At 53.8% G+C, this 25,305-nt stretch carries 31 protein-coding genes and 1 tRNA gene; 13 read left to right on the top strand and 19 right to left on the bottom strand.

Annotated elements, in window-relative coordinates; genetic code table 11:
• Positions 1-6: 6 nt before the first annotated feature.
• Both GHN86_RS08910 and GHN86_RS08905 read right to left on the bottom strand, forming a co-directional pair.
• Positions 7-1,173 carry an MFS transporter gene (locus GHN86_RS08910; RefSeq protein WP_153378346.1) on the bottom strand — a complete coding sequence of 389 codons (1,167 nt, stop codon included), beginning with the start codon at positions 1,171-1,173 and terminating at the stop codon, positions 7-9.
• Positions 1,174-1,184: 11 nt separating this feature from the next.
• The gene (locus tag GHN86_RS08905; RefSeq protein ID WP_153378347.1) at positions 1,185-1,487 is read right to left on the bottom strand and encodes an ArsR/SmtB family transcription factor; all 303 of its coding nucleotides are present in this window, start codon (positions 1,485-1,487) and stop codon (positions 1,185-1,187) included.
• Between the two features lie 156 nt (positions 1,488-1,643).
• Between GHN86_RS08905 and GHN86_RS08900 the strand changes: the two genes are divergently transcribed.
• On the top strand, positions 1,644-2,273 hold the full coding sequence (locus GHN86_RS08900) for an ACP phosphodiesterase (RefSeq protein ID WP_153378348.1): 630 nt from the start codon (positions 1,644-1,646) through the stop codon (positions 2,271-2,273).
• Here GHN86_RS08900 and GHN86_RS08895 read toward each other — a convergent pair.
• On the bottom strand, positions 2,254-3,054 hold the full coding sequence (locus tag GHN86_RS08895) for a lysophospholipid acyltransferase family protein (protein WP_153378349.1): 801 nt from the start codon (positions 3,052-3,054) through the stop codon (positions 2,254-2,256). The genes GHN86_RS08900 and GHN86_RS08895 overlap by 20 nt on opposite strands.
• On the bottom strand, positions 3,054-3,809 hold the full coding sequence (gene olsB, locus GHN86_RS08890; RefSeq protein ID WP_153378350.1) for an L-ornithine N(alpha)-acyltransferase: 756 nt from the start codon (positions 3,807-3,809) through the stop codon (positions 3,054-3,056). The genes GHN86_RS08895 and olsB overlap by 1 nt, the downstream gene beginning before the upstream one ends.
• A 248-nt stretch (positions 3,810-4,057) precedes the next feature.
• Here olsB and GHN86_RS08885 point away from each other — a divergent pair, with 248 nt between their 5' ends.
• The 4 genes from GHN86_RS08885 (at position 4,058) to GHN86_RS08870 (ending at position 7,942) form a co-directional block, all read left to right on the top strand.
• The gene (locus GHN86_RS08885) at positions 4,058-4,648 is read left to right on the top strand and encodes a YceI family protein (protein WP_153378351.1); all 591 of its coding nucleotides are present in this window, start codon (positions 4,058-4,060) and stop codon (positions 4,646-4,648) included.
• A 1-nt stretch (position 4,649) separates the two neighbouring features.
• A complete protein-coding gene (locus GHN86_RS08880) occupies positions 4,650-5,807 on the top strand; it encodes a phospholipase D-like domain-containing protein (protein ID WP_153378352.1) in 1,158 nt (385 codons plus the stop codon).
• A gap of 143 nt (positions 5,808-5,950) precedes the next feature.
• Positions 5,951-6,586, top strand: coding sequence for a LysE family translocator (locus GHN86_RS08875; protein WP_153378353.1), 636 nt, complete (start codon positions 5,951-5,953; stop codon positions 6,584-6,586).
• 75 nt (positions 6,587-6,661) lie between these two features.
• The gene (locus GHN86_RS08870) at positions 6,662-7,942 is read left to right on the top strand and encodes a GGDEF domain-containing protein (RefSeq protein ID WP_153386451.1); all 1,281 of its coding nucleotides are present in this window, start codon (positions 6,662-6,664) and stop codon (positions 7,940-7,942) included.
• Between the two features lie 88 nt (positions 7,943-8,030).
• Here GHN86_RS08870 and GHN86_RS08865 read toward each other — a convergent pair.
• The 3 genes from GHN86_RS08865 to GHN86_RS08855 all read right to left on the bottom strand — a co-directional run bounded on the left by GHN86_RS08865 (position 8,031) and on the right by GHN86_RS08855 (position 9,212).
• A tRNA-Gly gene (locus GHN86_RS08865) sits at positions 8,031-8,104 on the bottom strand.
• 160 nt (positions 8,105-8,264) lie between these two features.
• Complete coding sequence (locus GHN86_RS08860; RefSeq protein ID WP_153378355.1) at positions 8,265-8,957, bottom strand: pseudouridine synthase; 693 nt, start codon at positions 8,955-8,957, stop codon at positions 8,265-8,267.
• 33 nt (positions 8,958-8,990) lie between these two features.
• Positions 8,991-9,212, bottom strand: a complete 222-nt coding sequence (locus GHN86_RS08855) for a cysteine-rich CWC family protein (protein WP_153378356.1) — start codon at positions 9,210-9,212, stop codon at positions 8,991-8,993.
• Positions 9,213-9,431: 219 nt separating this feature from the next.
• Here GHN86_RS08855 and ung point away from each other — a divergent pair, with 219 nt between their 5' ends.
• On the top strand, positions 9,432-10,124 hold the full coding sequence (ung, locus tag GHN86_RS08850) for a uracil-DNA glycosylase (protein ID WP_153378357.1): 693 nt from the start codon (positions 9,432-9,434) through the stop codon (positions 10,122-10,124).
• Between the two features lie 105 nt (positions 10,125-10,229).
• On the opposite strand, the gene GHN86_RS08845 is transcribed toward ung, so the two are convergent.
• Together GHN86_RS08845 and GHN86_RS08840 are read right to left on the bottom strand one after the other, a co-directional pair.
• Entirely contained in the window at positions 10,230-10,589 is a 360-nt protein-coding gene (locus GHN86_RS08845; protein ID WP_153378358.1) for a hypothetical protein, read from the bottom strand.
• Positions 10,586-10,861, bottom strand: a complete 276-nt coding sequence (locus tag GHN86_RS08840; protein ID WP_153378359.1) for an ogr/Delta-like zinc finger family protein — start codon at positions 10,859-10,861, stop codon at positions 10,586-10,588. The genes GHN86_RS08845 and GHN86_RS08840 overlap by 4 nt, the downstream gene beginning before the upstream one ends.
• 336 nt (positions 10,862-11,197) lie before the next feature.
• Here GHN86_RS08840 and GHN86_RS08835 point away from each other — a divergent pair, with 336 nt between their 5' ends.
• Positions 11,198-11,617, top strand: a complete 420-nt coding sequence (locus GHN86_RS08835) for a helix-turn-helix domain-containing protein (protein ID WP_323369246.1) — start codon at positions 11,198-11,200, stop codon at positions 11,615-11,617.
• 1 nt (position 11,618) lies between these two features.
• Here the strand turns inward: GHN86_RS08835 and GHN86_RS08830 are convergent, their stop codons facing one another.
• The 7 genes from GHN86_RS08830 to GHN86_RS08800 form a co-directional block, all read right to left on the bottom strand.
• Positions 11,619-11,972 carry a putative holin gene (locus GHN86_RS08830; RefSeq protein WP_153378360.1) on the bottom strand — a complete coding sequence of 118 codons (354 nt, stop codon included), beginning with the start codon at positions 11,970-11,972 and terminating at the stop codon, positions 11,619-11,621.
• On the bottom strand, positions 11,962-12,372 hold the full coding sequence (locus GHN86_RS24055) for a head completion/stabilization protein (protein ID WP_153386448.1): 411 nt from the start codon (positions 12,370-12,372) through the stop codon (positions 11,962-11,964). Before GHN86_RS24055 ends, GHN86_RS08830 begins: the two co-directional genes overlap by 11 nt.
• A gap of 34 nt (positions 12,373-12,406) precedes the next feature.
• Positions 12,407-12,676 (bottom strand): response regulator transcription factor, encoded by a 270-nt coding sequence (locus GHN86_RS08820; RefSeq protein WP_228384868.1) that lies wholly within the window; start codon positions 12,674-12,676, stop codon positions 12,407-12,409.
• Between the two features lie 146 nt (positions 12,677-12,822).
• Positions 12,823-13,857, bottom strand: a complete 1,035-nt coding sequence (locus GHN86_RS08815; RefSeq protein ID WP_153378362.1) for an AbrB family transcriptional regulator — start codon at positions 13,855-13,857, stop codon at positions 12,823-12,825.
• The gene (locus tag GHN86_RS08810; protein ID WP_153378363.1) at positions 13,850-15,364 is read right to left on the bottom strand and encodes a tripartite tricarboxylate transporter permease; all 1,515 of its coding nucleotides are present in this window, start codon (positions 15,362-15,364) and stop codon (positions 13,850-13,852) included. The genes GHN86_RS08815 and GHN86_RS08810 overlap by 8 nt, the downstream gene beginning before the upstream one ends.
• 1 nt (position 15,365) lies before the next feature.
• The gene (locus GHN86_RS08805; RefSeq protein WP_153378364.1) at positions 15,366-15,824 is read right to left on the bottom strand and encodes a tripartite tricarboxylate transporter TctB family protein; all 459 of its coding nucleotides are present in this window, start codon (positions 15,822-15,824) and stop codon (positions 15,366-15,368) included.
• Between the two features lie 56 nt (positions 15,825-15,880).
• Entirely contained in the window at positions 15,881-16,858 is a 978-nt protein-coding gene (locus tag GHN86_RS08800; protein ID WP_153378365.1) for a Bug family tripartite tricarboxylate transporter substrate binding protein, read from the bottom strand.
• A gap of 400 nt (positions 16,859-17,258) precedes the next feature.
• Here GHN86_RS08800 and GHN86_RS08795 point away from each other — a divergent pair, with 400 nt between their 5' ends.
• On the top strand, positions 17,259-17,930 hold the full coding sequence (locus GHN86_RS08795) for a response regulator (protein WP_153378366.1): 672 nt from the start codon (positions 17,259-17,261) through the stop codon (positions 17,928-17,930).
• Complete coding sequence (locus GHN86_RS08790) at positions 17,923-19,344, top strand: sensor histidine kinase (protein WP_153378367.1); 1,422 nt, start codon at positions 17,923-17,925, stop codon at positions 19,342-19,344. The genes GHN86_RS08795 and GHN86_RS08790 overlap by 8 nt, the downstream gene beginning before the upstream one ends.
• A gap of 16 nt (positions 19,345-19,360) precedes the next feature.
• On the opposite strand, the gene GHN86_RS08785 is transcribed toward GHN86_RS08790, so the two are convergent.
• Both GHN86_RS08785 and GHN86_RS08780 read right to left on the bottom strand, forming a co-directional pair.
• Positions 19,361-20,179 (bottom strand): HDOD domain-containing protein, encoded by an 819-nt coding sequence (locus GHN86_RS08785; protein WP_153378368.1) that lies wholly within the window; start codon positions 20,177-20,179, stop codon positions 19,361-19,363.
• 38 nt (positions 20,180-20,217) lie between these two features.
• Positions 20,218-21,159, bottom strand: a complete 942-nt coding sequence (locus tag GHN86_RS08780; protein ID WP_153378369.1) for a YgfZ/GcvT domain-containing protein — start codon at positions 21,157-21,159, stop codon at positions 20,218-20,220.
• Between the two features lie 151 nt (positions 21,160-21,310).
• Between GHN86_RS08780 and GHN86_RS08775 the strand changes: the two genes are divergently transcribed.
• Positions 21,311-21,565 (top strand): succinate dehydrogenase assembly factor 2, encoded by a 255-nt coding sequence (locus GHN86_RS08775; protein ID WP_047277109.1) that lies wholly within the window; start codon positions 21,311-21,313, stop codon positions 21,563-21,565.
• Entirely contained in the window at positions 21,549-22,001 is a 453-nt protein-coding gene (locus GHN86_RS08770) for a protein YgfX (protein ID WP_323369247.1), read from the top strand. Before GHN86_RS08775 ends, GHN86_RS08770 begins: the two co-directional genes overlap by 17 nt.
• On the opposite strand, the gene nadB is transcribed toward GHN86_RS08770, so the two are convergent.
• Positions 21,970-23,586 (bottom strand): L-aspartate oxidase, encoded by a 1,617-nt coding sequence (gene nadB, locus GHN86_RS08765; RefSeq protein ID WP_153378370.1) that lies wholly within the window; start codon positions 23,584-23,586, stop codon positions 21,970-21,972. The two genes, GHN86_RS08770 and nadB, sit on opposite strands and share 32 nt — an antisense overlap.
• A 509-nt stretch (positions 23,587-24,095) precedes the next feature.
• Here nadB and rpoE point away from each other — a divergent pair.
• Together rpoE and GHN86_RS08755 are read left to right on the top strand one after the other, a co-directional pair.
• Entirely contained in the window at positions 24,096-24,677 is a 582-nt protein-coding gene (rpoE, locus tag GHN86_RS08760; RefSeq protein WP_003172477.1) for an RNA polymerase sigma factor RpoE, read from the top strand.
• Between the two features lie 31 nt (positions 24,678-24,708).
• Positions 24,709-25,299 carry a sigma-E factor negative regulatory protein gene (locus GHN86_RS08755; RefSeq protein ID WP_153386446.1) on the top strand — a complete coding sequence of 197 codons (591 nt, stop codon included), beginning with the start codon at positions 24,709-24,711 and terminating at the stop codon, positions 25,297-25,299.
• The last annotated feature ends 6 nt before the right edge of the window (positions 25,300-25,305 follow it).

The following is a 25,305-nucleotide window of genomic DNA, read 5'->3' as shown; positions in this document are numbered from 1 at the left end:
CAAGAGTCAATGTGTGGCAGTTGCCAGCTCGGGGTTACCGGTCTGGCGAAATGTAATCAGTGTGATCAGCAGCGCGAGCACTGCCAGGGCAGCCGCGGCGAGTGGCACGCTGGTGAGGCCAAAGCCGTGGGCAATGACGCTGCCCCCAACCCAGGCACCCAGTGCGTTGCCAATGTTGAAGGCGCCAATGTTCAGGGTTGAGACCAGGTTGGGCGCGGCTTTGCCGAAGGTCACAACGTTCACCTGCAGGGCCGGCACGGCAGCAAACGATGCTGTCGCCCAGAGGAACAGCGTGATCTCGGTCGGGATCACCGCAACGGCGGTCCAGCTCAATACGGTTGAAATGACTGCCATTGCGATAAAGACGCCGATCAGCGTGGCGGCCAAACGTTTGTCAGCCAGCTTGCCGCCGATAATGTTACCCACGGTCAGGCCCAGCCCAATCAACAGCAACGTCCAGGTCACGCCTTTGGGCGACACCCCTGTCACATCGCCAAGCAAGGGGGCGACGTAAGTGAACAGGGTGAACATCGACGCCGAAAACAATGCGGTCATACTCAGCGAAAGCCAGATACCAGCCCCCTTGAGTGCCGCCAATTCGGCACGCATGTCGAGCTTCTCTTCGTCGCGTTTGGCGGGCAAAAAACGGATCAGGCCGATTAGCGCGACAACACCAATAACGGTCACTGCAAAGAAGGTCGATCGCCAGCCAGCGGCTTGCCCCAGCGCAGTGCCCAGCGGCACGCCCAATACGTTGGCCAAGGTCAGGCCGGTAAACATCAAAGCCACTGCGGAAGCGCGTTTGTTGACGGGCACCAGGCCAGCAGCGACCACGGAACCAATACCGAAAAACGCACCGTGGCACAGTGCTGTGACTACGCGTGCAAACATCAGCACGTTGTAATCACTGGCCAGTGCGCAGAGCAGGTTGCCAATGATGAAAATCACCATCAAGGCAACCAGAGCAGCCTTGCGCGGCAGTTTTGCAGTGGCCAGTGCCATGAATGGAGCACCGATCGCTACGCCCAGCGCATAACCGGTCACCAGCCAGCCCGCGCCGGGGATGGAGACGCCAAGATCAGCTGCGACATCGGGCAGTAAACCCATGATGACGAATTCGGTGGTACCGATAGCGAAGGCGCTGAGCGCTAGAATGAGTAGCGAGAGAGGCATGGTTGTCCTTGTTAAAGCTCTTGGCTCAATGTGGCGAGGAATGCACGAATGGTGTCCTCGTTACGTTTGAAAAAATGCCACTGGCCAACTTTTTGGCTGCTGATCAAGCCAGCGCGTTGCAGAGTGGCGAGGTGGGCTGAGACGGTGGATTGCGACAGACCGAAACGTTGGTCGAATTGCCCGGCGCAGACACCGTGCTCGGTGCTGTGATGCTGGTCGGGAAACTCGGTCTTTGGGTCTTTCAATAAACGGATGATTTCTCGGCGTACTGGGTGTGCCAGCGCTTTTATTATTTCGTCGAGGTCGATCGGCATGGTGGCAGTGCTCAATGAAGTGCAGCGTTATATCGCGATGAGGCGAACTTTAAATCGTTATATCGCGATATACAAATATGAAATCGTTCTGAGGTCAGCTCGAATCGGTATATCGGGTTATAACGATATTGGAGTGGCAGTGCTAAACTGCGCGGCATGAATTATCTCGCACATCTGCACCTCGGCGGCCAGCGGCCAGAAGAATTGCTCGGTAGCCTCTATGGCGACTTCGTCAAAGGCCGGCTACAAGGTGAGTACAGCCCTGTCATTGAGTCAGCGATACAGCTGCACCGCAGCATTGATGTATTTACTGACGCCCATCCCTTGGTCGATCGATCCCTGTCGCGCTTTAACCATACCCGCCGACGTTATGCGGGCATTGTGCTGGATGTTTTTTTCGATCATTGCCTGGCGCGGGACTGGACGTTGTACGCCGAGGTCCCTTTAGAGCGTTTTACATCCGGCTTTTACCGAGTGCTAGAGGCACAACCGCAATTGCCCAATCGCCTGGCTGCAATCGCGCCGCATATGGCTGCGCATGACTGGCTCGGTTCGTATCGGCAGTTTTCGATACTGGAGCGAGTGTTCAACGGGATTGCGCGGCGTCTGTCGAAGCCTGAAGAACTGGCGGGGGCTATGCAGGATTTGCGGGTTTTGTATGAACCTCTCAGTGAGGATTTCCGAGCGTTTTATCCGCAATTGCAGGCGTTTTCCGCCTCTCGGTTGATCGGTGGAAGTGAGCCTGCTGGTGACGCAGGCTCATCTTTTAAGCATTCTGAAGGCTAAGGTCATCACCCTGAGACTCGTTGGTACAGGCTGTTGCCGATCCGATTAAAGCCTGTTTAATCACTCCCTGTGCCCTATGAGCGAGCTCTGTTCGGGATTGTTGATGGCAGTCGATCGGTTCAAGCAGATGGATTTCCACGTCGGCCTGATGGTGGGCGAACAACCGCAACAAATGCGAAAGCAAATTGTCATCACCTATAAACGGGGCAACCCGATCAGTCTCGCCATTACGTAAATAGCGAATGGCCACAGGTTGTATCTGCACGTGACTTTCAATGGCTGCCGACAACAATCGACCATGAAACGTGCGTACCGAGCGCCCGTCGGTGGTAGTACCTTCGGGGAACATCAGTAGGGGAAGCTGTTGTTGCAGGTGGTGCCTCATCTGATCGCGTACGTGATGACTTTCGCCCGCACCTCTGCGAATAAAAAGGCACCCGGCCTTTGCAGCCAGCCAGCCAGCCACGGGCCATGCGCGCACTTCTGCCTTGGATAAAAAAGACAGGGGAGTGAGTTGCCCGAGCAGCGCAATGTCGGTCCACGAAACGTGGTTGCTGACCCATAACATGGGGGTGGCTGGCCGTTCGCCCACGACTGTGATGCGAAAGGGTAGGGCATTGCTCAGGCGAGTCATAAAGTACTGTGTCCACCGTTGCCGCAGAGCTGGCGTCTTGCTCGGTCGCACATGCGCCAGCAGCCCAAACAGGCAGGCCATGCCCAATCCCATGAGCACAACGCCCAGGACGCGTGCTAGCCGAGTGTATTGACGCAGGCGGTTCATTACATCGCCGCCTTGAAATGACGCGCATAACGCGGGCACAGCTCATCACGTTTGAGCAGAATAAATACATCGGCGACCTGGAAATCTTCATCCCAGCAGGGCTCGCCGCAAATCTTGGCGCCCAATCGCATATAGGCTTTGAGTAAGGGCGGCATTTCGGTGATGACGTTGGCCGGTATGTCCAAGGGCGGCAACGGTTTTTTCGGCTGTGCGTGTAAATGCTCAGTGCATAAATACCGCTCGCGCAGTCGTTGCATGATGGCTTGGGCCTGCAGGCCACCGTCCTGCATCGGGATGCTGGCGCAACCCATCAGGTAGTGATAGTCACCCTGGTTGAGGACTTCTGCCAGTTCCCCCCAGAGCACGGCGATGGTGCCACCATTGCGGTAAGCAGGATCGACACAGGTTCGACCAATCTCTAGCACCGGCCCTTTTAAGTGGGCAAGACCGTTCAGGCTGAACTCTTGCTCACTGTAAAAGTGGCCCACCCTCTGTGCGGCTTCATGATTCAACAACCGGGTAGTGGCAACTAATTGGCCGCTATTGAGGTCGCGCACACCGATATGCGTGCAATAAGCGTCGTAAGCGTCGATGTCCAGCCCAGACACGGCGCTTTTAAGTGTCGCCTTCAACTCTCCACTGAATACACGAAAGCGCAGGGCTTGAGCCTCACGCACAGCGTGGGAGGTGGTCAGGCGTTCTGCCTGCAAGCGTCGTTCTGGGGACGAAGCGCGTATATGGGCGGTCTGAGACATTGCGAATCTCCGTGCAGGCTTTTTGCCCGCTTTGGGTTTCTGCCAAACAACTGAGGTATGCAACTTCAAGCTAGGCAGGCGCAATGTCATCAGCATGACGGCGGGATGACGCTTGTATGACAGGGGTTACGCGGGTTACAGGTGGAACTGTGGGTCGGCATCAGCGTCATAGGGACGTGTAAGAAAAACCTGCCCATACTGTGATCTCAGGGTAATGTTCGCTCACGTTCAACTGCCAATGAGTTTTTATGTTCAAAACGCTCCTGTCTTCTGTGTGTGCCATGTTGCTGTCGCTCGGTGTGAGCTTGTCGGCCCAGGCCAACTGGTACCTTGATGGAGAGTCGTCGCGGCTTTCTTTCATTACAACGCACAATGCGAATGTGTCGAATATCCATCGTTTTCTGGTGTTACACGGCAAAGTGGAGCGCAATGGCCGTGCGCAATTGCGTATCGAAATGGATTCGGTCAATAGCGCAGTGCCTTTGCGCGATGAGCGTATGCGCGACGTGTTATTTGATTTCAAGCATTTCCCGGAAGCACAGATCACCGCACAGATTGATTTGCAGCCGATCAATGACTTGGCCAACGGGGCGCAACTGGAGTTGCATCTCCCTGTCACGGTCAGCTTGCGAGGCAAACAACACACCTATGAAGCCCAATTGCTGGCTACCCGTCTTGATGAGCGCCGCTTTCAAGTGGTGACCCTTGAGCCGTTGATGCTTCAGGCTGAAGATTTTGGTTTACAACCAGAGCTTGAAACCTTGCGCAAATTAGCCGGTTTGTCGGCAATCAGTTTTTCGGTACCGGTGGGTGCGGTGCTGATTTTCACGGCACGCTGACATGGCGGGCGCAGTGTTCCCGTGGCGCAGTGCCAATCAGTTTGAATTGCTGATTGACGGGTCTGAATTTTTCCCTCGAATGTTAGCGGCTATAGAGCAGGCGCAAGCACACGTTGACCTGGAGTTGTATCTGGTTGAGGCAGGTCGTTGCGCAGAAGCCATTGTTCAGGCGCTGGAGCAAGCCGCCCGGCGTGAAGTTCGAGTGCGCTGCTTGTTTGATGGCTATGGCTGCCTGGCTTTTACCATTGGGCTGCGTCGTCGCTTGACGGACGCGGGTGTAGAGCTGCGTTTCTACAATCCGCTGAGCTGGCGTCGAGGGGTGAACAACCTTTACCGCGATCATCGCAAGTTGTTGCTGGTAGACCAGCAATTGGCGGTGGTCGGTGGCACAGGCGTTACCGATGAATTCTGGCAGCCGGATGACAATTCTTGCCAGTGGCATGAGGTAATGGTCGCGATCACGGGGCCCTTGGTTCAAGACTGGCAAATGCTGTTTGATCGTCAATGGCGCGCCAATATAAGTCGTAAGGCCTGGCGGCCAGCCACTCACTTCGGGTTGCCGCGGTTGCCGAGCACACCTCGGGAACGAGAGGGCATGGGGCGTGTGACCTATGCCGATGCTCATCAACACCGCGATATCCTGCAATCGTTAATACAGGCAATCAATGGTGCAAAGGAGCGCATCTGGTTGGCGACCCCTTATTTTTTGCCTACGTGGGGTGTGCGCCGTTCTCTACGGCGTGCGGCAAGTCGAGGGGTGGATGTGCGGCTGTTATTGACCGGTCCACGCACGGATCATCCGTCTGTACGTTACGCGGGCCACAGGTATTACCCGCGACTGCTTAAGTCAGGCGTACAAATTTATGAATATCAGCCGTGTTTTATGCATCTGAAAATGGTCCTTATCGACGACTGGGTCAGCTTGGGGTCTTGCAATTTCGACCATTGGAATTTGCGCTTTAACCTTGAGGCCAACCTGGAAGCACTTGATCCTGTGTTGACGCAGGCCGTGGTCGTCAGTTTTATGAACGATTTTAGTCAAAGCCAGCCAATTACTTTGCAAGCCTGGCAATCAAGGCCGCTTTGGGGACGAGTCAAGCAGAGGATTTGGGGGTGGGTGGATCGCCTGGTGGTGAATATTCTAGGTCGTCGTCAATAAGCCTAATACGTGTTCCGGCTTCTTGTCAGAAACCAACGCAAGCATGCTCAACATGCAGTTACATAGCTCGGTAGAACGTGCAAAATCAAGCGCACCTTGCGAGGGCTGGAAAGTGTCAGGGATGATCTTAAGGAGCATGTTGCATGACCGTATCGCTATTTCTTGCTGTATTGGCGTCGGGCTTTATATATGGCATCACTCCCGGGCCTGGAGTCTTGGCCGTTTTTGGTATCGGAGCCGCTCGCGGGCGGCGTGCCGGAGCCGGATTTTTATGCGGGCATTTGCTGGGAGATGTGTTGTGGTGCAGTACTGCACTGATTGCCATCGTGGGCGCGCGTGAATTTGGCAGTACCACGTTCAATGTGCTCGGTTTAATCAGTGGTCTTTATCTGTTTTGGTTAGGACTGCGTGCGGTGCGTGCTCAGCGCAGCAGTAGCGGCCAGCAAGGTCCCTCTCGTCAGCCCTTTGCCCACGGTGTGGTCTTTGGCCTGACCAACCCTAAAGCTTACCCCGTTGCAGTCGCTACATTTACTGCGCTGCTTTCCAGTCGTGCACAACTTTTGACTTGGGACATGTTGCCGTGGCTGATTGCCTTGAGTTTTGTGGGTGGCGCTGCTGCTTACCTGATTTTGATCGGTGTTGTGGGCGCAGGGCAAGTCCGCGCGGTGTATCAGCGCCATGAGTTGCTGATTACCCGATTGTGCGGGGTTATGTTTATCGGTTTTGCCATCAGTGCATTGACGCATGCTTTGCCCGGCTTGTTATCAACCATTGGGTGAAGCAGTGGTCAGATTTTTGGCTGGGTTAAAGGTCAGCAAGTTAAAAACATAGAATCTTGAGGCGCCAAGTTGGCTATGGATATAAAAGGATACTTATCTCAAGTCAGTTTCATTGATCTGTTGCTCGATGCCATATGCGTGGTCGACCGTAATGGTCGCTTTGTGTATGTCAGTGCAGCCTGTGAGCGTATTTTTGGTTATGAGCAATATGAACTGATAGGTCAACCCATGATGGAGCTTGTACTGCCGGCTGATCGTGAACGCACTTTGCAGGCGGCTACTGAGATCATGGCTGGTGAATCCAAGTTCAACTTTGAAAACCGTTATGTGCGCAAGGATGGCCGAGTGGTGCACATCTCGTGGTCTGCACGCTGGTCTCAGACCTATCAATTGCGCGTGGCAGTGGCTCGCGACATTACTGAACGAAAGCATGCCGAGTTACGTCAGCAGGCTATTTTCGCGATTTCAGAAGCTGCGCACGGGGCTGAAGATTTGCTTGAACTGTTCAAGCGCGTACACCTGCTCATCGGGCAGTGGCTACCAGCCTTGAATTTTTCAGTAGCACTCTGTGATCAGGATCAGGGCACGATAAGTTTTCCTTATCATATTGATGATCATAAGCACCAACAGCTGACGGAAGTCCGGCAGTTAAGTGAGGACGTCATCAGCAGCGGCCAAGCCATGCTGCGTTGCAGCGAAGCCTCCTGCTCGTGGTTGTGCGTACCGCTTGTTACCCCCAACGGTATTATTGGCGCCTTGGTAGTCAAAAGCTCATTGGGAGATGAGCGCTACAGTGAATCGCATAAAGAGCTTTTGCAGTTCGTATCGACCCAGGTGGCCGCTGCGATTGAGCGTAAACAGCTCATTAACAGGCTGCAGTTTTTGGCTCAATACGACGCATTGACTCAATTGCCTAACCGCGATTTTTTTTATCAGCGATTGAAGAGTGCCTTGGCTCGAGCCCAGAGAGAACATGAGTGCCTGGCGGTTCTTTTTATCGATCTGGATCACTTCAAGGCCGTCAATGATAACCATGGCCATGCTGTCGGTGACGCGTTATTACAGCAGGTTGCACACCGCTTGAAGCAGAGCGTACGTGAAAGTGACACGGTGGCAAGGATGAGCGGCGATGAATTTGTTTTAATATTGGAAAGCCTCAGGCAGTCTGAGGACGCGCTGATTGTCGCCGAAAAAATACGCCAGAATCTTAGTCAGCCATTACTGATTGAAGGGCAAACACTCAGTATTTTTCCCAGTATTGGGTTAGCGGTGTACCCGGAGCATGGAGAGCAATCCCGGCAACTGTTGTGTCATGCAGACACGGCGATGTACAGGGATAAAAAGATGAGGCGTTGATCAGGGAGGGGGTGCAGCGGGTGCCGAAGATTGAGTGTTGCAGATGCCCACTACTAAAGGGTTTTTGGCGGTATAGGCCATAAAGAAGTGGAGCGGGTAGAGGGAATCGAACCCTCAACTAAAGCTTGGGAAGCTTTCGTTTTGCCACTAAACTATACCCGCTTGAAGCGGCTGACTTTGTACCAGAACTCAGAGCAGATGAGAAGTTTTTATTCAGTTAGTCGCTCATTTACAGCAATTTCCAGAGCATCGGATCGAATATCGCGTTTATCAAATTGACTACGTATCGCGATGCTGTCCCCTGCATCGGCTTCAGTTGGGCTTAAAACTGTGCGATCTCTTCAGCAGTCAGTGCGCGGTATTGGCCGGGTGCAAGTCCGCTGTCCAGTATCAAGGGCCCAATGCTTTCACGGTGCAGATGCACGACTTTGTTATTGAAAAAACCAAACATGCGTTTGACCTGATGGTAACGACCCTCAACGATACTCAAACGAGCACTGTACAGTCCCAGCAATTCGAGCTGCGCGGGCAGGGTTGTTAGGTCTTCATAAGCGAAATAGACGCCCTCATAAAACTTTGCGATGTATTCGAGGCCTATTGGCTGCTCAGTCTCGACGTAATACACCTTGGGCATTTTAGTGTCGGGCAGGGTCAGGCGTCGCGACCAGTGTCCGTCGTTGGTAATCAGCATCAATCCACTGGTATTGAAATCCAGTCGTCCAGCGATATGCAGCTCATGCTTGTCAGGTTCAGTGATCAGATCCATAACGGTTGAATGCTCAGGATCTTGAGTCGCGCTCACACAACCGGGCGGCTTATGCAGCATGAAGTAGCGCGCAGACTTGCCAGCTTGCAAGATATGACCGTCAAATTCGATACGACAGAAAGGTCTGATGTCATGGTGCGGATCGATCACGACCCGCCCATCGACCTTGATACGTTTTTCTGCAAGAGCCAGCCGAGCTTGTGCGCGGTTGAACTGGGGCAAGTTGCTCAGAAAGCGGTCTACACGCATAGCGATCAATCATTTGAGAATCAAGCGAGTATCTTACGCGACGCCTTGGGGTTGCGCTGACGGTAATTGCCCTTGTACATCTGCACAGCGCGGGCAGAGACACGTGAGGTCCAACTCCTCGATTGGCAACGCTTTTAAACGTTCCGGATTAATGCTGACGTTGTAGCACCAGCAGGGTTTATCAGCCAGGTCGGGGCTTGCCAGTGCGCAATCGTTGCGCGCCCCGCATACGGGGCAAAGGGATGGAGAAATCATGGCCGTAAGTCCGGGGTCAATTTGCTAGCGTAAATTTGATTGTATGCGTCGTGTGTGGCGTGTGAGTCAAGGTCTTTGAGGTTGGGCAGGTTGATTTGTTTTATAGGCACACGGGGGCGATGAATAATGTGCTGATTCATAGTCCATTTGTGGACAGATCAATTGACAAGCGTGTTGAGCTTTTTTAGTGTCCGCTCCATTGATTTTCAGGGTGTAGCCATGACGTCGGATGACCGTATAAAACTTGAACCAGTCTGGAAACAGGCTTTGCGTGATGAATTTGAAAAGCCTTATATGGGCTTGTTGCGCGAGTTTTTGCGTCAAGAGCATGCTGACGGTAAAGAAATTTACCCCCCGGGGCCGCTTATTTTCAATGCCCTTAATTTAACCCCTCTGGATGGCGTCAAAGTGGTCATTCTGGGACAGGATCCCTATCACGGGCCGGGTCAAGCGCACGGGCTGTGTTTTTCAGTTCAACCCGGTGTTCAAGTACCGCCCTCGTTGGTCAATATCTATAAAGAGCTCAAGCGTGATCTGAATATAGATATTGCCCCCCATGGGTGCTTGGAGCACTGGGCAAGGCAAGGGGTGTTGCTGCTCAATACAACGCTGACTGTAGAGCGCGCGAATGCCGCTTCGCACGCTAAAAAAGGCTGGGAGCATTTTACGGATCAAATTATAAAGGTGGTGAGCGAGCATCAGGAAAAATTGGTCTTTTTGCTATGGGGCGCCCATGCGCAAAGCAAACAGAAACTGATAGATGCGACCAAGCATCTGGTGCTCACGTCAGTGCACCCATCACCGCTTTCCGCTTATCGCGGTTTTATAGGGAATGGACACTTTAGTCGAACCAATAAGTTTCTTGAACACAATGGGTTGGCCCCTATCGACTGGAAACTGCCGGTCAATTAAATGCGAGCTTTACTCGGCATACGTTGCAGGCAGGGTAAGCCAAAGTCCTTGGTTTTTTGCACACCAGGTAAGGCTGCCTGGTGTGAAGAGGGAGCGATTTATCAGTCAAACGAATTTCAGCTGACTATTACCCAGAGCGTCTATTACATTTCCTGCAATAACTGCAACGGGCACTGCCCATGTCATATGGCTATCAGAATCAGTGATGATTGCAAGCGTATCGCTACTGGCGCTTAAGTCAAGTCGTCGTCGTTCATGGGCGATTTTCAATTCATTGTAAGCATGGCTGGTCAGTTTTTCCGCAATGGCGCGGCTAAGGCTATAACTTGAGATCAAATAATTGACAGTGTTGCAAAAAAGTATCTGATCGTTTCCTATGTGTCGAACGTAGTGGCGCTGTAAGAATACGAGTGCAGACTGTTGGATATGTTTATATTTATTAATATCTGAATAGTTATATCTCATAACCTCACCCCTACTGCTGCTTCGACGGGTTGTTTTGCAGGCAGTGCAGCTTGACGCAGTTCCCCGTTAACGCAAGGAAGATGAACATTAGGGTTTGGCATACCACTGGGAGAAAGCTCATGGGTCATTTCAAATTCAGCCCTTACAGACCATCCGCAGGCTTCTGTGGTGCATTGTAAATAGGCCACACGCAAGAAAATATGCCGACCCTCGCTCGTACGAATACGCATTTTGCTTAGGCAGTGAGGACAAACCATTTTGTAGGTGCTCATGATTGACTCCAATTGAACTAGCGTTGAGTGCTCGTTTAAACAAGCAAATTAATTTCAAAAAAAGACCAATCCGTTGATCCTGCCTCGGTTCAGGTGTATGTAGATTAAGGCGAGCTTTACGTTATGAGTACGCCGTTTTTACTTTGCGTGTAAGGAATATGATATTCGTTGAACGTGTTTTTCCCATATTTTGAGATTCTTGGGGGTTTTCCTGTTTGGTATTTTTTTCGGCTTTTATTTCTGACGTATTAAGTTGCATATCGACGGTCTTAAAAGTATTCATTAAGCGTAAATTCTGCCGAAAAACTCAGTAAAGTCAAATTGGAATAATTCAAAGTGAGTAACAAAAAATCTATTGAAATACTCGAAAGATTGAAAAAAATAACTCAGGTAAAAACTGATGCAGGTCTTTCGGAAGCCCTTGGCGTAAGCCCGCAGACACTCAGTAGCTGGAAAGGGCGCGATAGCATTCCGTATTCCATATGCATAGAACTGGCCCGGGAGCGTGGTATTTCTCTTGATTGGCTGTTGGCTGGGCAAGGCGATATGTTGTTGACATTACATTCGGATCCTCTCTGTGCCATTCATGCCCTCGATGCTCATGAGCAAAAAATGTTGATGATGTTTAGGGTTCTAGAGGCTTCGGATCAACGTAATATTTATAAACTTGTTGAGGATAAACATCATCTTCAGGAGTTAACCCATCGCGTTGAGGAGTTATCTGCGCGTCTGGAGATTTTAATGAGTCACGCGTGACTTATTTGGGCCCCTTGAAACGACGCAAGATGTCTGCTATGTCGGTTGCGATAACCCATTTCATTATTTTTATGCTGATGGGGATAACAACCAGCGCGCAAAAAAAAGCAGTAGCACCTGCCGAAAAACCTGTCAGATGAGGTAACACCACAGGTGTAAATAAATAGCCCACACAGGCGCTCAGAAGAAATGAGCCGATTTGTTGCCAAGCCCTCAAGTCTCGACGGCTACCCACTACCACCCAGGCCCCCAGGCAGGCTCCAAATATCACTTCGTTATCGATGATGGTGACGATAATGCTCAGTGTTGCATCGAACAACCAGTGATGAGAGAGGTCAACTATTTCAATCGTCATAATGTCGCGCCTCACCCGTTGAAAGGTTTTTGTATGTAAACGGGTCTGGCGGGCAAGGTCGTCCGCACTCCACCACTCTTATCAAATGGTAGAGCTCGCTGGCCGTGGCTACTTCAACCGCATTGAGATAGTGAGTGACAAGTATTGAGCAATTGTTATGGGTGGGTGCGGGGACGTCATTTAAATGCTCATAGCCTTGTTGGCGTAATTTGAATCGCCATGTGGCCAGCAATCTATGAATGTGTGAGGTGGCCCCTATCATTGCTACTTTAAGACGTGCCTCACTAATAGTTGAGCTTAATGTAAGTACTCGGCGTAATTCAGCCAGGTCAATGGCTGGCCAGAACGTATCGTCACCGAGGTAGTGACTGGAGGGCGTGACAGCGGTATATAGAGTCATGGCAATGTCCGTTGGCTACGTTTGCACATCCCGATCAGGGCAGCAGAGGCATGCCGAATTTGATGGCTTTTAAAACGGCAGCATGACGCGACGTCACGCCAAATTTGACCCGCAAGTTTGCGATGTGGAAGTTGATCGTTGTTTCAGATCTATTCAATATGATTGCCATTTCGGCGCTGGTTTTACCCAAGGCGCACCAGCCAAGTATTTCTTGTTCTTTTTGAGTAAGCCTTGGCATCAAAGATTGAGGGGGGTGGGCTATAGGCGTGCTGCCAGGCTCTTTAGGGTTCGCGAAGTATTTCATGAGTGTCCTTTGCTTCAGCCGTTGTGTAGAGCAAGAAAGCTCTGGAGCTTTAAAAATAATCGCTCTTATGGCGCATCAACAACGAAACAAGGTTGTAGGAAGGTCACTTACAGTCTGGGAATTCTCCTACATAAATTTAGCTGTTTTCACAGAGAGGTTTTCCGCATCCAGTATTTGAATAAGGGCTCTGCCAGAAACAATACGAAGAGCAAACGCATGACTTGTAAGGCTGTAACCAATGGAACTGAAAGTTGCAGCATTTCTGCAGTCAGGCTCATTTCAGCGATGCCACCTGGCATCATGCCGAGCGTCATGGAGCGAAAATCCAGATGGGTCATACTGCTTAATCCTGCGGCACACAGACCCGCAATCAGCATCGTCATCGCGGTGCCCAATAAAGTACGGCCTATGAATGAAGGCGCGCGCCGGAAAAAAGCTCTGTTGAAGTGGCAACCCAGTCCGCTGCCTATCAGCCACTGTGCTATTTGACTGCTCCCTTCGGGCAGGCTGATATGCAAATCCCACGCGATGCTGACACTGGCGCTGACCAGAAGGGGGCCGAACAACCAAGGATTGGGCTGGCGCAAGCGCTGCCATATCCAGGCGATGAACGCGCCAGCGGGAAACAATAGGGCTAACCAGTAGTAATTGACGGGCGCTGCTTGCAGGGCAGGGGCTCCTTCGCCGAGCAAGTACCTGAAGGCAGCTGGCACACTGAGCACAACTGTCAGTACTCTCAAACTCTGTCCTGCGGCGACACGGCTTAATACGGCACCATTGCGCGCACCGAGATTAACCATTTCGCCCGAGCCACCGGGCATGCTGGAAAAGAATGCGGTTGCACGGTCTTCACCACTCTTGCGCATTAGCCACACACTGATAATGCTCGACGCGCTTGTGAGCAGCGCGCCCGCAAGGATCAGCCAGAAATGCGCCAGCACTTGCTCCATGACCATAGGAGTGAAGTGCAAGCCAATTGCGATGCCGACAATCCATTGCCCGCATTTACGACCGCCTGGAATCTCCTGCAACTGCCAGGGAGTCAGACAACGCACGAGGATGATGGCGAGTAAGGAGCCGACCATCCAGGGCAAAGGCCAGCCAATCAGGCTGGCGAGATAGCCGCCCGCCAGTCCTGTCAGTGGCGTCCCCCACCAGTGCTTGAGCCCGTGTTCAGGCATGTGTCAACGCACGACGTTGCGCACTGTGTTTACGCCAGATACGGAGTAAAGGCATCAACAACATGATGATAGTCAGTCCCCACACGCCCATAGTGATAGGGCTGGCCCACAGGATTTCCAGCGCACCGTTGGAAATGGACAGTGCTCGGCGCAGGTTCTGCTCCATCAAGCCGCCCAGAATAAAGCCCAGCAGTACGGGAGATAGCGGGAAATCGAGCTTGCGCAGGATGTATCCAAAGATGCCAATCCCAATCATCAGGAACAGATCGAAGGTGGTAGCGTGCACGGCGTAGACGCCAATCGCCGTAATGATCGCAATCACAGGCACCAGTGCCCAATTGGGGACGGACAGGATGCGGGTGAAGATGCGAATCATCGGGATGTTGAGGATCACCAGCATAATATTGGCAATGAACAAGGAGGCGATCAGGCCCCATACGATGTCGGGTTGCTGTTGAAATAACAGCGGCCCGGGGGTGATGTTGTAGAGCGACAGGGCGCCAATCATCACCGCTGTTGTACCTGACCCCGGAACACCCAACGTCAGCATCGGTACGAGCGCGCCGCAGGCCGAAGCGCCAATAGCGGTTTCGGGGGCCGCCAAGCCGCGCATATCGCCTTCGCCGAATTTTCCTGAGGCCCCGGCCAGACGTTTTTCGGTCATGTAGGCCACTGCGCTGGCCAAGGTAGCTCCAGCACCCGGCAGTACGCCCATGATGAAACCGAGCAAGCCACAGCGGATATTTACGACAAAGACGGCTGAAGCTTCCTTGAAGTTGAACAGCATGCGTCCTGTGGCTTCTACAGCTTCCTGCCCACGATGAGTTTTTTCCAGCAGTAACAGAATTTCACTGATCGAGAATAAGCCCAATACCAGCACGACAAACTGGATGCCATCAGTTAAATGGATGTTGTCCCCTGTAAAACGGTAGACGCCGCTGTTCGCATCTATTCCCACTGCCGACAAGAACAGTCCGATCAGCGCGGCGATGAATGTTTTGAGTGGACGATCTCCCGCCATGCCGCCTAAACAGACAATGGCGAATACCATGAGTACGAAATACTCTGCCGGGCCGAAGGCAATAGCCCATTTGGCCAGTAGGGGAGCAAAAAGCACCATGCCGCAGGTGGCAATAAAGGCGCCAATGAACGAGCTCCAGGCTGAAAGCGAAAGCGCCACACCTGCCAAGCCTTTGCGGGCCATCGGATAACCGTCGAGGGTGGTCATGACGGTAGAAGCTTCGCCGGGGATGTTAAGCAAGATAGAGCTGATGCGCCCGCCGTATTCGCACCCCAGATACACGGCGGCCAGCAAAATAAGTGCGGACTCGGGGGGAAGCCCTAACGCGAACGCGATGGGAATCAACAGTGCCACGCCATTGATTGGCCCGAGCCCTGGCAGTAATCCGACCACGGTGCCGATCAAGGTCCCGCACAGGGCGGTGATCAGGTTGTAAGGGCTGAGTGCGACGCCGAAGCCCTGACCCAAATAGCCAAAAGTATCCATATCAGTTCTCCAGAACGTCGAGCAGGCCAAGCGGCAGCGGAACATCCATTGCTTTATCGAACAGCAGATAAAGACCGACGCTCATCAGGCTGATAATCACGATGCTGGGTAACCAGCGCCCGCCATACAAGCGTGCCATCGGTATCCCTACCAAGATGCTGCTGAGGATAAAACCCAGTGGTTCGAAGGTGCCGGCGAACACCAGCAGCAGTACGACACACAGACCAATCTTGGTCAGGGTTTGGCGATCCAGTTGTGGGTCATCTTCGCTATGCACCACGGGCGATGGACGAAAGATCATGTAGATCAAACCAACGCCCATCAGGGCAAGCATCAGTAAGGGGAAAGCCCGAGGCCCAACAGGTTCATAGGAAAAGGCAGCCTGATACGGCCACGCCATCGCGGCCAGGCCGGCGCAGACGATCAGCAGCGCCGAGGCAAAAAAGCGTTGTAAGAGCATGGTTCACTCCTGAGCTGCGCCCTGAATCCAAGGGCGCAGCCTGTGATCAGTGGTGGTTACTGAATCAGGCCGAACTCTTTGGCCAGCGTTTTGTAATCGGCAACCTGCTTCTTCACGTAGGTGTCCAGCTCGGGGCCGGTCATGGCAAAGGGAAACAGTTCGCGCTGATCACGCAGCTTGGCGAAGTCTTCAGAGGCCAACAGGGTGTCGAAAGAGGCTTTCCACCATGCGTAGTCTTCATCACTGACTTTTGGCCCGAGATAGAAACCGCGCACCACCGGCCATACGATGTCGTAACCTTGCTCTTTAGCCGTTGGGATGTCTTTCATGCCGGGCTCGTCCAGTCGGTCTTGAGAGAACACCGCCAGGATGCGCATATCACCGCTCTGGATATGGGGCATGGAGTCGGAGATGTCAGTGCTGCCTATCTGAATGTGGCCACCCAATAAGGCTGTGGCGATTTCACCGCCCCCTTCAAGCGCGACGTAGCGCAAGTCGCGAGGGTTGATACCGGCTGCTTTGGCAATCAATGCCGTTTGCATCCAGTCTTGGCTGCCCACGGTGCCGCCGGATCCTATAACCACCTTACTCGGGTCCTTTTTAAGGGCTTGAACGAGATCATCGAGGTTTTTGTAAGGGGAGTCGCTTTTAACTGCAATGGCTCCGTAGCTGGTGCCGACGGCCGCCAGCCAGCGTACGGCGTTTTCATCAAAACGCCCGAACTTGCCCTGTGCAAGGTTAAGCAGAGAACCACTTGACCATGCCACGAGCGTGCCCGCATCGCTGGGGCGTTGTGCAACGACGGCGTTATAGGCCACCGCTCCCACGCCTCCGGGCATGTATGTCACACGCATCGGTTTACTGAGCAGTTTTTCATTGACCAAGGCGCTTTGCGCCAACTTGCAGGTCAAGTCAAAACCACCGCCGGGTGAAGCCGGGGCGATACATTCCGGGCGTTTAGGTTCAGCCATTAATTGGCCAGCGAACAGCATGCAGCTGGCAGCAAGAGCGACAGAGCGCAGTGAAAGATTCATGGTGTCTCCATGGGAGTTATTGTTTTTAGGGGGTGCAATGACGTTATTTGTCGGCCAAAAACGCCTCGATCAGGTTTCGCTCATTCAAGAGAGCAAAATCTGTGCGAGATAAGTGATTGAACAAGAGAGGGGCAAAGGCATCGGGGCGCAAGGCTGGCTTTAACATACGAGGTGCTCCGTTATTATTCTTATTCGTCGAAAACGCGTCGAGGCGTTTTTCTGGCCGCAACAGTGGCAACGTGTGAAATTGTTACTGCCGGTTTCCTGATCCTAATCCCCCAACCTTTCGCTAACCTTTCAGGGGTTACGTACTGTTTTTCGCCCTTCACAAGCGACTCAGCGTCTGTACACTCCGCGCATGAAAGGGCTAAGCCCGTACAAAAATAAAGAGGCAAATTTCATGCGTGTTCTTTTGGTCGAAGATCAGTTGCAGTTGGCCGAGAGTGTTGCTCAAGCCTTGAAAATAGCGGGTTTGACCGTGGATGTGCTGCACGATGGGGTGGCTGCCGACCTGGCATTGAACAGTGAGGAATATGCCGTGGTTATCCTTGATGTCGGATTGCCGCGTATGGACGGGTTTGAGGTGCTTGCACGTTTGCGGGCGCGCGGCAAGAACCTCCCTGTATTGATGCTGACAGCGCGCAGTGACGTACGTGACCGGGTGCACGGGTTGAATCTGGGCGCCGATGATTATTTGGCCAAACCCTTTGAGTTGGCGGAACTGGAAGCTCGGGTCAAAGCCCTGCTGCGGCGCAGCGTGTTGGGTGGCGAACGTCAGCAGCAGTGCGGGGCGCTCATCTACGACCTGGGTACGCGACGTTTTAGTTTGGGCGATGAAATGCTCAACCTCACTTCACGTGAGCAGGCCGTGCTTGAAGCTTTGATCGCAAGGCCCGGTAGAGTGATGAGCAAAGAACAATTAGCCGCGCAGGTCTTTGGTCTGGATGAGCAGGCGAGTTCTGATGCTATCGAGATCTATATCCACCGGTTGCGAAAAAAGCTTGATGGTCATGGCGTGGCGATCGTGACGTTCCGAGGCTTGGGCTACTTGCTGGAAGGTCGCGATGCTTAAGCTCGACAGCTTGCGTTGGCGCTTGCTGTGGAACTTGACGTTAATGCTGGTGGTGTTGATGTTGGCCAGCAGTTTGAGTGCGTATTACAACGGCCGAGAGGCTGCTGATACTGCGTATGACCGAACTTTGCTGGCGTCTGCTCGCACCATTGCTGCTGGCCTTTCGCAGCGCGATGGCAGCTTGAGCGCCGATGTTCCTTATGTAGCTCTCGACACGTTCGCTTACGACAGTGCAGGGCGTATCTACTATCAGGTCAATGATATTCATCGACGACTGATTTCTGGCTATGAAAACCTGCCCGCGCCCCCGCCCGGCACGCCCCGCACGGATGACTACCCGGCCTTGGCGCGTTTTTATAATGGCCAGTATCAAGGTCAGAACGTGCGCGTGGTGAGCCTGCTCAAGGCGGTGAGTGAGCCGAACATGAACGGTATGGCGGAAATTCGGGTGGCCGAAACCGATGAGGCCCGCGTGTCGATGGCTCGCAGCTTGATGGCTGATACATTACTGCGTCTGGGTATGTTGGGGTTGGGCGCATTACTGGTTGTTTGGTTGGCTGTCAGTGCGGCCCTACGACCGCTGGAACGTTTGCGGCGTGCCGTCGAGGAGCGTGAGCCGGATGACCTCCGGCCGTTGCCGCGCGTGGCGGTGCAGCGGGAATTGCGGCCTTTGGTGCAGGCGCTCAACCACTTTACCGAGCGTTTGCGCGGGCAGTTTGAACGTCAGTCGCAATTTATTGCGGACGCGGCCCATGAGCTGCGCACGCCTTTAGCCGTCATCAAAGCCCGGCTTGAATTGGGTTTGCGCGCCAATGATCCTGCAACCTGGCGCAGCACGCTTGAACAGGCCGTGCAAGGGACGGACCGACTGACCCATCTGGCCAATCAATTACTGTCATTGGCTCGAATCGAGAACGGTGCGCGAGCGATAGCTGAAGGGGGCGCCCAGAGGCTCGACCTCAGCCAGCTGGCCCGAGAACTGGGTATGGCTATGGCTCCCTTGGCGCATGCGCGAGGGGTAGCGTTGGCACTTGAGGCTGATCAACCGGTTTGGTTACGCGGTGAGCCGACATTGCTGAGTGAGTTATTGAACAATTTGCTCGATAACGCACTGGCGCATACGCCCACAGGCGGCAATGTGATCTTGCGGGTCACGCCGCAAGCGGTGCTGGAGGTTGAAGATGACGGCACAGGGATTCCCTTTGAAGATCGCGAGCGCGTGTTCGAGCGCTTTTATCGACGTAGCCAGCACGTGGCTGGATCGGGGCTGGGATTGGCGATTGTGGGAGAGATTTGTCGCGCGCATCTGGCGCGAATCACCCTGCATGATGGAGCACAAGGCGGATTGAAAGTGCGCGTCAGTTTTGTCCAGTTGAACGGGGCGAGGGGCGGCGAAGCGGATGAAGAGCAGTAACCCTTACGGCCCCGGCTTAAATAAACATGCCGCGTGCGGTGTTCAACTCGCTCAGCAATTGTGGGCTGTCAGCTTCTATCCCCAGCTTCAAGAAAGCCGGCAGGGCGCCCAGCTCCCGTCCAGGTACCGTCTCGCAACGTTGCGAACAAATGACCGTCGCGATTTGCACCAGGTCGATATAGTCGAGCTGTTTAGAGTTGCGACTGAAGTCGAGGTATTGGCCCGGTAGCTTTACCAGCATTTCCGGAAACTCCCAGACGGCGAGCAATTTGTCTCCAATCAGCGGGTGGATGCATTCAATGACGTGGTTGAGTGAAACCGGGTCTGAAAGCAATTCGTTGTGGTCTTCGGCATAGGTCAGGATCGGCAGCACACCGATTTGATGCACCAATCCACCCAATGCGGCCTGGTCGGGTTTGAGCGAGGTATAGCGCCGGCACAAGGTGTAACAGATGCCTGCAACTTCCAGGCTTTCGCGCCAGACTTCACGCATTTTTTGTTCGACCACTTCCGAGCGGGCATGGAAGATTTGCTCCATGACCAGCCCGATTGCCAGATTGCTGCTGTAGTTGACGCCCAGACGGGTGATGGCCGTGTGCAGGTCAGTCACCTCATAAAGGGCTCTGAGCAGCGGACTGTTGACGACTTTAATCAGCCGCGCAGTCAATGCGGTGTCACGACCTATGACTTTGCTCAGATGACTGACGCTGATTTCAGGATTTTCTGCTGCCTTGCGGATGTTTAACGCCACTTCCGGTAGCGTCGGCAAAACCAGGTCATCTTTATCGATGGCCTTAATCAAGTCCATTTGGACTTTGTGCGCCAACATGCTCATTTCTGTTCTCTACCGTACCGCGATTCAAGGTGTGGCAATTAGCGCTGGATCTCACGATCGCGGTCTAGTGTGTAAGGCAAGTCGAGCACTGTCAGCTTGGGACCTTGTGCCTCACCCACATGAATTTCACCTGCTTCAACGGCATCAGCAGTCAAAACGGCGAGCAATTCAATGCCTTCTTCTGCGTAAGCAGCCATCACGACTTCGCCTACAGCACTGTTGTGACCGGGGGCGAATAGGGGAGTTCCAGGGGGCGGCAGTTCGCTGGCGCCAAGCGACAGGCGGTAAAGACGGCGCTTGAGTTTGCCCAGGTATTGCATGCGCGCGACAATTTCCTGGCCGGTGTAACAGCCTTTTTTGAAGCTGACCCCGCCCACCGCTTGCAGGTTAAGCATCTGTGGAATGAACAGCTCTCGGGTTTCACCCATGACCTGACCGATACCGGCGCGAATCTGTCCGAGCAGCCATTGATTAAGATCGGTTTCCGGCAGTTGAGTTTTGAGGTGCTGTAAAAGGTCTTCGGACTGTTCTGCCGGGGCCCATAATTCAGCTCGCTCATGAGACACGCGAATGGCAATCAGGCCATTGGCCCGAACCACACTGTCCGTATCAGCTGGCAGATTCATGCCCAGACTGTTTAGTACCGCGTCACCTTTGTAGAGGCCGAAGCGCGCCCAGTGGGCACTGTCATCGGTCAGTTTTGATTTGGAGAATACTGCGTATTTTTTCAGGTCAGCCAACTGCGGTTCAACCAGCTCACGCGCCATCGCCAGCAAGCAGCCTTCCGGCTCCAGGACGATGCGAAAACTGGACTGCATCCGGCCTTTTTGCGTGCAGCGGGCACCCAGGCTTGAGTGGGTTTCACTCAAGTAATTGAGGTTACAGGTCAATTGGCCCTGCAAGAACTTGCTGGCGTCGTTGCCGATAACAGCGAGAACGCCTTCGTGAGACAGGGTGCAGAAAAAAGCAGAGTCGGCCATGAGTCATCGCAGGTAATAAAGTCTGGGGCACATCATAGAGGGGCGGTCTGCAAATGGGTAGTTCGCAAGGATCAACGATGAGCGACCAAAGCCGACTGTTCTACTGTGGATCGGCCTGTATACTTGCGTTCTATTTGTTGAGGAACGCTCCATGGTCGAAGATGTTGAACTCAATCGTCTCTACTGGCACAGCCGCCGCGGCATGCTCGAACTTGACGTTCTGCTGGTGCCTTTCGTCAAGGAAGTGTATGCCACCCTTAATGATGTCGACCGCGAATGCTATCGCAGGCTGCTTGAGTGTGAAGACCAGGATATGTTCGGCTGGTTTATGGAACGCTCGGAGTCCGAGGACCCGGAGTTGCAGCGCATGGTTCGCATGATTCTGGACCGTGTCCAGCCCAAGTAATTATTTTGAATGCCGCTGGCAGGCCTCCGGGCAGTTGCTGGCGGCGTATCTTGCAGCCCAGACACTGGCGCTGATCGCAATTTGCCTTCTTTCTGTCCCCGTCTGGGCGCGTGTGCTCGGCGCAGTGTTGTGCCTGCTGCATGGGCTTTGGACGGTGCCAAGGCATATCATGCTGACCCACTCGAAGGCGTTCTGTGCATTGCGTCGCGATGCACAGGGTTGGCAATTGTGGAGTCGTGGCAAAGGTTGGCAAGCCGTGCAACTGCGGCGCGACAGCCTGGCGTTGCCTTTAGTGGTGATTGTGCGCTTCAGGCTAAACGGCGAGCGGCGTGTTCGGGCCGTGTGCATCCCCCACAACGCGCTGGCGCCGGATCAGCACCGGCGTTTGCGCGTACGACTCAAGTTCAGCCGGCGTAGGTGGTTGGCACCAGAATAGTATCGAGCGCTTCGGGCAGCATGTGCGGGTAGTCGAGGGTGTAATGAAGGCCCCGTGACTCCTGCCTCGCCATTGCGCTGCGGATCATCAGCTCTGCAACTTGTGCCAGATTACGCAGTTCGATCAGGTCGCGACTGACCTTATAGTTGCTGTAGAACTCGTCAATTTCGTCCAGTAACAGGCGTACACGATGCTGCGCACGTTGCAGCCGCTTGTTCGTTCGTACGATGCCGACGTAATCCCACATGAAGCGGCGTAGCTCGTCCCAGTTGTGGGCAATGATGACGTCTTCGTCCGAATCGGTGACCTGGCTGGCATCCCAGCTCGGCAACGCTGACGGGATGGCGACCTGTTGTAACTGGCAAAGGATGTCCTGAGCGGCAGACCGTGCGTAAACAAAGCATTCGAGCAGTGAGTTGCTGGCCATGCGGTTGGCGCCGTGCAAGCCGGTGAAACTGGTTTCACCAATGGCATACAGACCGGGTACATCCGTGCGGCCATGGCCGTCGACCATCACGCCGCCACAGGTGTAGTGCGCAGCAGGCACCACCGGAATCGCCTGTTCGGTGATATCGATAGAGAATTCCAGACAGCGCTCATACACCGTCGGAAAGTGGGTTTTGATGAACGTGCTGGGTTGATGGCTGATGTCCAGGTACACGCAGTCAATGCCCAGACGCTTCATTTCGTGGTCGATGGCGCGGGCAACAATATCCCGTGGAGCCAATTCGCCTCGCGGATCGAAGCGGTGCATAAAGCGCTCGCCGTTGGGCAGCTTGAGGTGAGCACCTTCGCCACGCAGGGCTTCGGTGATCAAAAAACTTTTGGCTTGAGGGTGATACAGGCACGTGGGATGGAACTGATTGAATTCCAGATTGGCCACGCGGCAACCCGAACGCCATGCCATGGCGATACCATCACCACAGGCACCGTCGGGGTTGCTGGTATAGAGGTACACCTTGGCAGCGCCGCCCGTGGCCAAAACGGTGAAGCGCGAACCGAACGTGTCGACTTCACCGCTCGCGCGGTTGAGCACATAAGCGCCCAAGCAGCGATCGCCTTCAATGCCCAGTCGCGGTTCGGTAATCAGGTCAACCGCCACGCGTTGTTCGAGCAACTCAATATTAGGTCGCTGGCGCGCCTGATCGAGCAGGGTTTTGAATATCGCCGCGCCGGTTGCATCGGCGGCGTGGATAATGCGGCGATGACTGTGGCCGCCTTCGCGGGTGAGATGGAACTCAAATCCCGGATGATCGGGGTCGGCAGGTTCGTCGCGGGTAAATGGCACACCTTGATCGATTAGCCACTGAATCGCCTCGCGGCTGTGCTCGACGGTGAAGCGAACCGCATCCTCATGGCACAGTCCGCCACCGGCATTTAGCGTGTCTTCGACATGGGACTGTACGGTGTCGGTATCGTCCAGCACGGCAGCCACGCCGCCTTGCGCCCAAAACGTCGAGCCATTGGCCAGATCACCTTTACTCAGCACAGCAATGCGCAGGTGTTCGGGCAATGTCAGGGCAAGGCTCAAACCAGCAGCGCCGCTGCCAATCACCAGCACATCATGTTGAAAATGTTGGCTCATTCTTCTGACGTCCGCAAAAAAAGCGCCCACTAGTATATAGAGGGGGGGATCGGCACAATAGCCGGGCCGTGATGGCATTTGGAAAGTACAGCGGGGAGCAAGTGTGCCTCAGACTTGAAGTGCCTGCATGTCGATTTGCACAAATATTCGGTATGCGCCTTCAAGGGGATCAAGAGGTAACCGTGTGCCCACGTCTCGAATGATGGGTTTTTCGTACGAGAATTTTGAACTTTTCCAAGCGCCAGTGGTTCCATAGAGGGTTGTCCTTCATGGAGGAAAACAGTGCCGCAGTGCAGCAAGGTTTGTGTTTTGACCTCAGATGCACGCGCTGGCGACAAGATTATCGACGCAGCCGGGCAGGCCCGAGCTGCGTTTTTCGTGCGTGCCAAATTCGAGTGCGCAGGAAACTTGCCAAGGGGGAGAGAACTTTTGTGTAAAGCCCGAGTCTATGTTTGCAAGCCTGATCAATTAGCACAGCAATCTTCCTCTCGGTCTTATGAGGAGTATTCATGCTAACCCAGGAAGAGGATCAGCAACTGGTCGAACGCGTACAGCGCGGCGACAAGCGAGCTTTTGATCTGCTCGTGTTGAAGTATCAACACAAAATTCTCGGGTTGATCGTGCGTTTTGTGCACGACACCCATGAAGCCCAGGATGTCGCCCAGGAAGCTTTCATCAAAGCTTACAGAGCACTTGGTAATTTTCGCGGTGATAGCGCCTTTTACACATGGCTCTACCGCATCGCCATTAATACGGCGAAAAACTACCTGGTGTCACGAGGTCGTCGTCCACCCGATAGTGATGTGAGTTCTGAAGACGCTGAATTTTATGATGGGGATCACGGTCTCAAGGATCTGGAGTCGCCGGAGCGCGCTTTGCTTCGAGACGAAATTGAGGGCACGGTCCACCGCACCATTCAGCAACTGCCAGAAGATTTGAGAACCGCGTTAACTTTACGTGAGTTTGATGGTCTGAGTTACGAGGACATTGCGAGCGTCATGCAATGTCCGGTGGGTACCGTGCGCTCCCGGATTTTCCGCGCTCGGGAAGCCATTGATAAAGCCCTGCAACCGTTGTTGCAGGAAAACTGAGACAGCGGCGACAGCCAAGAGAGGAACCGCCATGAGTCGTGAAGCCCTGCAGGAATCGCTGTCCGCGGTGATGGATAACGAAGCGGACGAACTGGAAATACGTCGGGTATTGAATGCCTTTGACGATACACAAACACGTGATACCTGGTCTCGTTACCAAGTGGCCCGTGCTGTGATGCACAAGGATCTGCTGATTCCGCGTCTGGACATCGCATCAGCCGTTTCGGCCGCTTTGGCCGAAGAGCAAACCCCAGCCAAGGTTGTACGTGGTCCTTGGCGTAGCATTGGCCGTCTGGCCGTCGCTGCCTCAGTCACAGTGGCTGTGTTGGCGGGTGTGCGCCTGTATAACCAGGACGACATCGTCGGTGCTCAACTTGCTCAGCAAGGTAGCCCGCAAAGTGTGACTACGCCGACTGTTAAAGGCCCTGCAGTACTGGCCAACTACAGTGAGAGCGCCGAGCAGGGCACAGGCCCTATGGCCAATGGTGTGCTGCAAGGTCAGCCGGGCTGGCAGGATCAGCGTCTGCCGGGTTACCTGCGTCAGCACGCCCAGCAGGCGGCGGCTAAGGACACTGAAAGTCCTCTGCCTTACGCCCGTGCTGCAAGTCTGGATAATCGTTAAGGAACA

The sequence above is a fragment of the Pseudomonas helleri genome, from assembly GCF_009600315.1.
Taxonomy (GTDB): Bacteria; Pseudomonadota; Gammaproteobacteria; order Pseudomonadales; family Pseudomonadaceae; genus Aquipseudomonas; species Aquipseudomonas helleri_A.
The sequence above is the reverse complement of the archived record's forward strand: the minus strand, read 5'-3'. Positions and strand labels throughout refer to the sequence as shown.

Excerpts from the sequence above, each read along its gene's own strand:
- GHN86_RS08910 (WP_153378346.1), bottom strand. The coding sequence starts at position 1,173 with ATGCCTCTCTCGCTACTCATTCTAGCGCTCAGCGCCTTCGCTATCGGT.
- GHN86_RS08905 (WP_153378347.1), bottom strand. The coding sequence starts at position 1,487 with ATGCCGATCGACCTCGACGAAATAATAAAAGCGCTGGCACACCCAGTA.
- GHN86_RS08900 (WP_153378348.1), top strand. The coding sequence starts at position 1,644 with ATGAATTATCTCGCACATCTGCACCTCGGCGGCCAGCGGCCAGAAGAA.
- GHN86_RS08895 (WP_153378349.1), bottom strand. The coding sequence starts at position 3,054 with ATGAACCGCCTGCGTCAATACACTCGGCTAGCACGCGTCCTGGGCGTT.
- olsB (WP_153378350.1), bottom strand. The coding sequence starts at position 3,809 with ATGTCTCAGACCGCCCATATACGCGCTTCGTCCCCAGAACGACGCTTG.
- GHN86_RS08885 (WP_153378351.1), top strand. The coding sequence starts at position 4,058 with ATGTTCAAAACGCTCCTGTCTTCTGTGTGTGCCATGTTGCTGTCGCTC.
- GHN86_RS08880 (WP_153378352.1), top strand. The coding sequence starts at position 4,650 with ATGGCGGGCGCAGTGTTCCCGTGGCGCAGTGCCAATCAGTTTGAATTG.
- GHN86_RS08875 (WP_153378353.1), top strand. The coding sequence starts at position 5,951 with ATGACCGTATCGCTATTTCTTGCTGTATTGGCGTCGGGCTTTATATAT.
- GHN86_RS08870 (WP_153386451.1), top strand. The coding sequence starts at position 6,662 with ATGGATATAAAAGGATACTTATCTCAAGTCAGTTTCATTGATCTGTTG.
- GHN86_RS08860 (WP_153378355.1), bottom strand. The coding sequence starts at position 8,957 with ATGCGTGTAGACCGCTTTCTGAGCAACTTGCCCCAGTTCAACCGCGCA.
- GHN86_RS08855 (WP_153378356.1), bottom strand. The coding sequence starts at position 9,212 with ATGATTTCTCCATCCCTTTGCCCCGTATGCGGGGCGCGCAACGATTGC.
- ung (WP_153378357.1), top strand. The coding sequence starts at position 9,432 with ATGACGTCGGATGACCGTATAAAACTTGAACCAGTCTGGAAACAGGCT.
- GHN86_RS08845 (WP_153378358.1), bottom strand. The coding sequence starts at position 10,589 with ATGAGATATAACTATTCAGATATTAATAAATATAAACATATCCAACAG.
- GHN86_RS08840 (WP_153378359.1), bottom strand. The coding sequence starts at position 10,861 with ATGAGCACCTACAAAATGGTTTGTCCTCACTGCCTAAGCAAAATGCGT.
- GHN86_RS08830 (WP_153378360.1), bottom strand. The coding sequence starts at position 11,972 with ATGACGATTGAAATAGTTGACCTCTCTCATCACTGGTTGTTCGATGCA.
- GHN86_RS24055 (WP_153386448.1), bottom strand. The coding sequence starts at position 12,372 with ATGACTCTATATACCGCTGTCACGCCCTCCAGTCACTACCTCGGTGAC.
- GHN86_RS08820 (WP_228384868.1), bottom strand. The coding sequence starts at position 12,676 with ATGAAATACTTCGCGAACCCTAAAGAGCCTGGCAGCACGCCTATAGCC.
- GHN86_RS08815 (WP_153378362.1), bottom strand. The coding sequence starts at position 13,857 with ATGCCTGAACACGGGCTCAAGCACTGGTGGGGGACGCCACTGACAGGA.
- GHN86_RS08810 (WP_153378363.1), bottom strand. The coding sequence starts at position 15,364 with ATGGATACTTTTGGCTATTTGGGTCAGGGCTTCGGCGTCGCACTCAGC.
- GHN86_RS08805 (WP_153378364.1), bottom strand. The coding sequence starts at position 15,824 with ATGCTCTTACAACGCTTTTTTGCCTCGGCGCTGCTGATCGTCTGCGCC.
- GHN86_RS08800 (WP_153378365.1), bottom strand. The coding sequence starts at position 16,858 with ATGAATCTTTCACTGCGCTCTGTCGCTCTTGCTGCCAGCTGCATGCTG.
- GHN86_RS08795 (WP_153378366.1), top strand. The coding sequence starts at position 17,259 with ATGCGTGTTCTTTTGGTCGAAGATCAGTTGCAGTTGGCCGAGAGTGTT.
- GHN86_RS08790 (WP_153378367.1), top strand. The coding sequence starts at position 17,923 with ATGCTTAAGCTCGACAGCTTGCGTTGGCGCTTGCTGTGGAACTTGACG.
- GHN86_RS08785 (WP_153378368.1), bottom strand. The coding sequence starts at position 20,179 with ATGAGCATGTTGGCGCACAAAGTCCAAATGGACTTGATTAAGGCCATC.
- GHN86_RS08780 (WP_153378369.1), bottom strand. The coding sequence starts at position 21,159 with ATGGCCGACTCTGCTTTTTTCTGCACCCTGTCTCACGAAGGCGTTCTC.
- GHN86_RS08775 (WP_047277109.1), top strand. The coding sequence starts at position 21,311 with ATGGTCGAAGATGTTGAACTCAATCGTCTCTACTGGCACAGCCGCCGC.
- nadB (WP_153378370.1), bottom strand. The coding sequence starts at position 23,586 with ATGAGCCAACATTTTCAACATGATGTGCTGGTGATTGGCAGCGGCGCT.
- rpoE (WP_003172477.1), top strand. The coding sequence starts at position 24,096 with ATGCTAACCCAGGAAGAGGATCAGCAACTGGTCGAACGCGTACAGCGC.
- GHN86_RS08755 (WP_153386446.1), top strand. The coding sequence starts at position 24,709 with ATGAGTCGTGAAGCCCTGCAGGAATCGCTGTCCGCGGTGATGGATAAC.